At 40.4% G+C, this 6081-nt stretch carries 6 protein-coding genes and 1 pseudogene; 4 read left to right on the top strand and 3 right to left on the bottom strand.

Annotated features, from left to right (window positions below; all coding sequences use genetic code 11):
* Nucleotides 1–359: 359 nt before the first annotated feature.
* The gene (gene acsF / locus H6G97_RS43325; RefSeq protein WP_190946684.1) at nucleotides 360–1394 is read left to right on the top strand and encodes a magnesium-protoporphyrin IX monomethyl ester (oxidative) cyclase; all 1035 of its coding nucleotides are present in this window, start codon (nucleotides 360–362) and stop codon (nucleotides 1392–1394) included.
* Nucleotides 1395–1500: 106 nt separating this feature from the next.
* Here the strand turns inward: acsF and H6G97_RS43320 are convergent, their stop codons facing one another.
* A complete protein-coding gene (locus H6G97_RS43320; protein ID WP_190946683.1) occupies nucleotides 1501–1674 on the bottom strand; it encodes a glycosyltransferase in 174 nt (57 codons plus the stop codon).
* 322 nt (nucleotides 1675–1996) lie between these two features.
* Between H6G97_RS43320 and H6G97_RS43315 the strand changes: the two genes are divergently transcribed.
* Both H6G97_RS43315 and H6G97_RS43310 read left to right on the top strand, forming a co-directional pair.
* A complete protein-coding gene (locus tag H6G97_RS43315) occupies nucleotides 1997–2638 on the top strand; it encodes a TetR/AcrR family transcriptional regulator (protein WP_190946682.1) in 642 nt (213 codons plus the stop codon).
* Nucleotides 2639–2661: 23 nt separating this feature from the next.
* On the top strand, nucleotides 2662–4155 hold the full coding sequence (locus tag H6G97_RS43310; RefSeq protein ID WP_190946681.1) for a phytoene desaturase family protein: 1494 nt from the start codon (nucleotides 2662–2664) through the stop codon (nucleotides 4153–4155).
* 111 nt (nucleotides 4156–4266) lie between these two features.
* On the opposite strand, the pseudogene H6G97_RS54035 reads toward H6G97_RS43310, so the two are convergent.
* Nucleotides 4267–4350, bottom strand: a pseudogene (locus H6G97_RS54035) (DNA-binding response regulator); the annotation flags it as partial.
* A gap of 259 nt (nucleotides 4351–4609) precedes the next feature.
* On the opposite strand from H6G97_RS54035, the gene H6G97_RS43305 reads away from it, so the two are divergent.
* Nucleotides 4610–4900, top strand: coding sequence for a hypothetical protein (locus H6G97_RS43305; RefSeq protein WP_190946680.1), 291 nt, complete (start codon nucleotides 4610–4612; stop codon nucleotides 4898–4900).
* Nucleotides 4901–5484: 584 nt separating this feature from the next.
* On the opposite strand, the gene H6G97_RS43300 is transcribed toward H6G97_RS43305, so the two are convergent.
* Complete coding sequence (locus H6G97_RS43300) at nucleotides 5485–5964, bottom strand: SRPBCC domain-containing protein (protein ID WP_242056000.1); 480 nt, start codon at nucleotides 5962–5964, stop codon at nucleotides 5485–5487.
* Nucleotides 5965–6081 lie beyond the last annotated feature (117 nt).

The raw sequence follows: 6081 nt of genomic DNA, 5'->3' as shown, positions 1-6081 counted from the left end.
TTTAAGTTCTTCTTCGCTCTCTGCGATTTCAATCTTAAAAGGGCGGCTCATGGTTATTTTAATTTATAGAGTTTGTTTTCTCTATTATATGCACCTTCATATAAAATTGGTATCACACATTTATTGGAGTCACCTTGTGGACAGTTATCCATCTCTCTGAGCGTCTCGCTCGACAATCCAGCAGTAAGCCTGTATGAGCGTTTCGGCTTTGAAGTTGTCAGCAAAAGCGATGAGTCTCTATTGATGAGGCGGGACTGTCAAATACTGAAACCTCAAATTCCTGATCTGAGATTCAGGAATTGCTAAGATTCTTCTCTTGAAGTAGCATCTAGACTGACATTTAATAGAGGATTTAGAATATGGGATATGTTGAAAACACACAGTCAAACACTGAGGTTTTAGCGAAAGAAACTCTCATTTCTCCAGGATTTTATACAACTAACATCAGGAAACTTTCTAGTACTGATACCTCAAGTTTTCAAGGAGCCTTTAGTACTGCTATCGCCAATCTAAAGAACGACTACACTAAAGACAAGTACATACGTGACGAGAGATTTGATCAGTCTTGGGATCACATTCAAGGTGAGGCACGAGAACTCATAATTAAACTTTTGGAAATATACTGTGCTGCTGAGTACTCAGGATTTATTTTATACAAAGAATTATCATATAAACTTAAGGAAACAAACAGCGTCCTTTCAAGTGGATTCTCCCTGATGTCTCGTGATGAAGCTCGTCACGCTAGTTTTCTAAATAAAGCCCTCTTAGATTTTCATATTAAACCTGGGTTAGGTTTTCTAAAGAAAGAACATAGAAAATATATTTTTCTACCTTTTTCATGGTTTATCTACTCTACCTATCTGTCTGAGAGAATTTCTAGCTGTTATTACATAACCATTTTCGAGCATTTAAAATCTCATCCTGAATGCTCCATCTATCCTCTTTTTAGTTTCTATAAATCATGGAGTGAAGATGAAAATCGACATGGAGACTTTTTTGGTGCAATTATTAAATCCCAACTGCAACTCTCTAATGGTTTGAAGGCAAGATTAGTCTGCAAGTTCTTCTTGCTGCTGATTTTTAGTATGACATACTTCAAGTATAAAAGTAATGATAAACTCCTTGCATCGCTTGGGCTAGATGCTCGAGAATACTACGTGTCTACAATAACAAAGGTCAACAACTCTATCAGAAAAGATTTACCTATAGTTCTCGATATTGAAAAGTCACAGTTTTTTGAAGAATTAGACATTTGTTTGTTGCATATTTCCGAAAATGAAAAAATCAATGTTTCCAATCAAAACACTCTCTTAAAATTGCTTAGAAAAATTCCGCATTCCTCCAGTATTTTATTAGTTATATTACGTTTATTCATACGTAACCAAACTGCTTAAAACATTAACCTAGATGTATTAATACTTTTTGGGCAAAGACACGCAAACTTCCAATCTGCTCAATTTCGTTTGTTGTTAGTCGATTTTGTATTTCTGGGTACTATTTTTAGGTTTTTCTTTTAGAGCGGTACGGTATCGGTTGTGGGCTGACTCCCAACCGAGTTAACTTTTCACCCCAAACTGGCTGACATGCTTTGAAGGGTACGGTAAGTGATGGTGTCCCCGCACGTAACACTGCCGCCGTTGTACTAGCTCCTCCGTGATGCACTACTGCTGGCACTTGAGAAAATAACCAACTCTGAGGCTTTATTTTCTAATAGAAACTCAAATTTATAGCCAAAAGCTGGAAATTAAGCCCTGTAATGAATGGCTATTTCATTCTTCCAAAGTGACAAAACAGGGTTATGGTTGATTGCCTGGACATGAGAACTCTTGCATCTGAGTGGTAGCGATAGCCGATCACTCTAGAACTGAGCTTTGCTTTTTGAAGCTAAACGACCGAAATTGTTTCTTCGCCAAAACTAAATATCAAAAAAAATGAATAATTATCGCGTTTTATAGTGATAATATGATATTTGCTCGTGTTTACTCTTAATCAATCCATGTCTTCCAGGATTCACAATCCCGAAACACTTCGTCGATTACCGCAACAAACCCGCAGTCGCCAACGGGTCAATCAAATCTTGGATATAGCTGCTCAGTTATTGGAAGAAGTAGGCTATGAAGCGGTTTCAACCGAATTGATTGTAAAACAGGCAAATATTTCAATTGGTTCACTCTACCGCTTTTTTCCTGACAAGGAGGCTATTGTTCATGCGCTATCAGAGCGATATGCACAACAAATGCGAGAGTTATTTGCGGCTAGGTTTAATCCCTCAACGATCAATTACCCCTTAGCAATATTGTTGAGTGAAGCAATTGAAGACTTTGATAAATTTTATACTACTCAACCAGGTTGTCGGGTAACTATGCTGCGATCACGAATATCTGGCGAATTGCAGGCAGTAAATCAGCGAGTTGACCATGAGATTGTAGAGCAATTAGATAAGTTCTTTGCTTTACGGCAACCGCAAATGAATTCACAACAACGGCATTTAGTAGCTTTAGTCAGTGTAGAAATTGCGGGGGCGCTTCAGTTAATGTCGCTGTCCCAAAACGATCACTTACGACGGCAACTAGTAGCACAGACTAAACAAGTTTTGATTGCTTATCTTCAACCACTCTTTCCTGACAGTATCAATTGACCAAGTAAATGAGGAGTTTATCTATGTCTAAAAAAATTGCGATTGTCGGAGCCGGCCCTGGTGGTCTAGCCACAGCTATCCGTCTTGCTGGACTAGGGTATCAAGTGCAAATATTTGAGGCGGCTGAACGTGTAGGTGGGCGGATGCGTGGCTTAGAAGTTGATTCATACGCTTTTGATACAGGGCCGACTATTCTCCAACTGCCACACCTGTATGAAGAGCTTTTTCAGGAAGCTGGCTTAAATTTTTCTGACTATGTTCAACTCAAAAAATTAGAACCCTATACTCGCATTCGATTTTGGGATGGTACACAACTGGATTTAACCTCGGATTTAGAAGCCTTTAAAGCACAATTGGCAAACCTGCGTTCAGATTTACCATTAGCATTTGAGCGCTGGTACACAGAGCATATTCGTAAATATCAATTGGGCTATAAACCTTATCTAGGCAGTCCTGTACGAACTCTATTGGGTTACTTGCGTTGGAACGAAATTGTCTCTTTAATTTTATTTCGTCCTTGGGAAAGTTTATATCAACACTTTTGGCGATTTTTCCAGGATGAGCGTTTAGTCTATGCTCTGGGCTATCCCTCGAAATATTTAGGAATGCATCCTACTGTGGCAGCAAGTGTATTCAGTCTGATTCCATTTTTGGAATTTGCTCAAGGAGTATGGCACCCATTGGGAGGATTCCGGGCATTGGCGCAGGGGTTGGGCAAGGCTGCTCAAGACTTGGGCGTGCAAATTCACCTTAATTGTCCAGTGCATCAAGTCTGGATTGAGCATGGGCAGGCGTGTGGTATTGAATTAGCCGATGGTGAGCGGCTAAATTTTGATGCAGTAGTGATCAATGCTGACTTTGGATACGCTATTCGTCATTTGCTACCAACTTCAGCACGAGGTCGCTACACTGACCGCAAGCTTAACCAAATGCAATTTTCATGCTCTACCTTCATACTCTATTTAGGTATAAATCGCCGCTACGAAGACTTACCACATCATCAAATCTATTTATCAGAACAGATTCGACGACGCGATCGCCCTTGGGTAGATGATTCTGCATTAGATGAAACTGATCCGCCGATTTATGTTTGCAATCTAACAATTATAGATCCCAGTAATGCACCAGATGGACATAGCACATTATTTGTGTTAGTGCCAATTCCAAATACTTCTTATAATGTTAACTGGGATATTAAACAAAAAAGCTACCAAGACTTTATTCTTAAACGTCTAGATTTATTAGGATATGACAATATTGAGCAACATATTGTCACCCAAAGGTGTTACACTGCACCAACTTGGCGCGATGATTATCTAGTTCATTTGGGTGCTGTGTTTAATCTCAGCCACAATTGGAGCCAACTTGGGCCATTTCGCCCTCCAATTCGTTCTGAAAATATTAGTGGATTGTACTGGATTGGTGGTGCAGTTCACCCAGGAAGTGGATTACTCACAATCTTAGAAGCAACACGCAGTGCTGCTGGATTTATTAACCAAGATTTCCCGTTAACCTGAGACAGCCAAAAAATAACCTGACTTCACAGCGATTAGTTAAATTCATTTAAAGACTTGCTGCGATCGGTTTCAATAGAATTGGCTTTTGCGTCAACGTAAATTTAGTGGTTCAGCTTGTACTACATCGTAGCCAATCACTTCTAAACGTATCTGCAAAATTTGGCGGACGCTGGCTTCGTCGTCTACTACGAGGATTTTTCCTTTCTATGCTAACAAATTTCTTAATCCTCCCCAACGGCGAGAACTCTTAACTCTCCGTTATCAGCCTGAAGCGGCTCGAAAAAGATATTTCTCCCTAATTCGTAAATCCCTGAGCAAGGGACTCGTATTTTCCATAAATTTGGTGTATCTTGTGAATTCTGTGCAAATTATTTACACCCGACTGACCCCGACTTTCCAGAAATCTACTGTCATCCAACCAAATTTTAAGCCAATGCCTTCGAGGGAACAGCCAATGAATACTTCTAATCATATAGATACCAAGAAGAAAATCATCAAAAAATCCGACAAGCTTACCCTGAGACAGATGAAGCTAATCGAGGAGGCAGAAGACCAACTTCAAGAAGCTAATACTGTCAATTCTCCAGACCCTGTGGTTGAGGAGAAAGCAGTAATCACTCAAGAGCTTAGAGTTCCTGACTATATTCCATTTCTTGACAATCCTCCAGTACAATCTGTGGGCAAATCAGGCTGGCAGATTTCTGATATCTGGCGGGATATCCGCGTGGATGATTTTTGTAATTAAAGCAGGCAATTTGTATTCCCAGACAGTTCTGCATCAAGGCGGTTGCAGTTATCCACGATCAGAATCTTAGAAATTGAGGAACAGGAACCGCTTCAGGGAGAAAAGTTTTCCCGAATGCATATTTGTGCAGCAATACCTTTGTCTCTTCGCTGAACCAATATTATGGCAACCGCCTGAGCAACTTTCGTAAACTATTTTTGCACCACGTCAAAGCTATAGTTGAATCGTGCTTATAATAAGTTACGGCTAACTATAACTGAAAGTTAGCACCCTGTAAATGGTTATCGCTTGGATTACACATCAAAGGCGATACCAAGACAAGCAAAATTTATCGGCAGCGTAATAGTTTGTATTCCGTTGCCAACATGCACCCTCCGCGATTGCATGTTGGTGAAAGTGTTGTGTCTGGGGGGAAGAAGTGTTAATCGTAGTTTATATCGGATAAAAGATAAGGGTATCTTATTATTATTTTGTCTTCACACTTTTGTCTTATAAATATAGCACAAATGTATTACAAAAATATCGGCTTGACATCTACCTCAGCGATCGCTTTGGTAAATATCAAGCCGGCGAGCGAGTTGTAATTAGTCGTTTGGTTCTAAAAGCTTGCCCAGAGCTTCAACGGACTGTCGCCAGCCGCTTTCCATGCCGCTGGCAACCATGCCGTCACGGTCTGACTGGCTCATTGCTGTGCTATGGGTACGAATCTCAGTTGTATGTTCGTCAATTGCTACAAACTCAGCTTTTTCCAGCATGACATGCCCACGTTCCGGCATCCCCAAGAATTCAAATGTCTGCACGATTCGTTTATCTAGAGCGACTTCATGAAAACAGCCAGTAAACTCATACTCGTGACCGTCTTCTGATTGTTCAGCAATGTGCCAACTGCCGCCGTCTTGACAATCAAAGTGATACACTTTCATTGGATTACCGCGACACCACCAAGTAGCAAACAGTTCCTCTTTGGTATATGCTTCAAATACCTTTTCTAACGAAGCCTTGATTGTGACAGTACCGAAGATATTTTGTGAATTTTCTGGAACTGTTACTGTCAGATGTGCCATATTAGCCTCCTGCTACTTTGTTATCGATCTTCTAATAGTTTTTCCAGAGCATCAAAGCGGGCACTCCAGATTTTTTCATACTCGCCCAGATACGCTGCGGCTACTTTGAGAGTTTTC

Origin of the sequence: Nostoc flagelliforme FACHB-838 (genome assembly GCF_014698065.1) — a bacterium.
Classification (GTDB): domain Bacteria; phylum Cyanobacteriota; class Cyanobacteriia; order Cyanobacteriales; family Nostocaceae; genus Nostoc; species Nostoc flagelliforme_B.
The sequence above is the reverse complement of the archived record's forward strand: the minus strand, read 5'-3'. Positions and strand labels throughout refer to the sequence as shown.

Coding starts and splice junctions, on each gene's coding strand:
- acsF (WP_190946684.1), top strand. CDS start 360: ATGGGATATGTTGAAAACACACAGTCAAACACTGAGGTTTTAGCGAAA.
- H6G97_RS43315 (WP_190946682.1), top strand. CDS start 1,997: ATGTCTTCCAGGATTCACAATCCCGAAACACTTCGTCGATTACCGCAA.
- H6G97_RS43310 (WP_190946681.1), top strand. CDS start 2,662: ATGTCTAAAAAAATTGCGATTGTCGGAGCCGGCCCTGGTGGTCTAGCC.
- H6G97_RS43305 (WP_190946680.1), top strand. CDS start 4,610: ATGAATACTTCTAATCATATAGATACCAAGAAGAAAATCATCAAAAAA.
- H6G97_RS43300 (WP_242056000.1), bottom strand. CDS start 5,964: ATGGCACATCTGACAGTAACAGTTCCAGAAAATTCACAAAATATCTTC.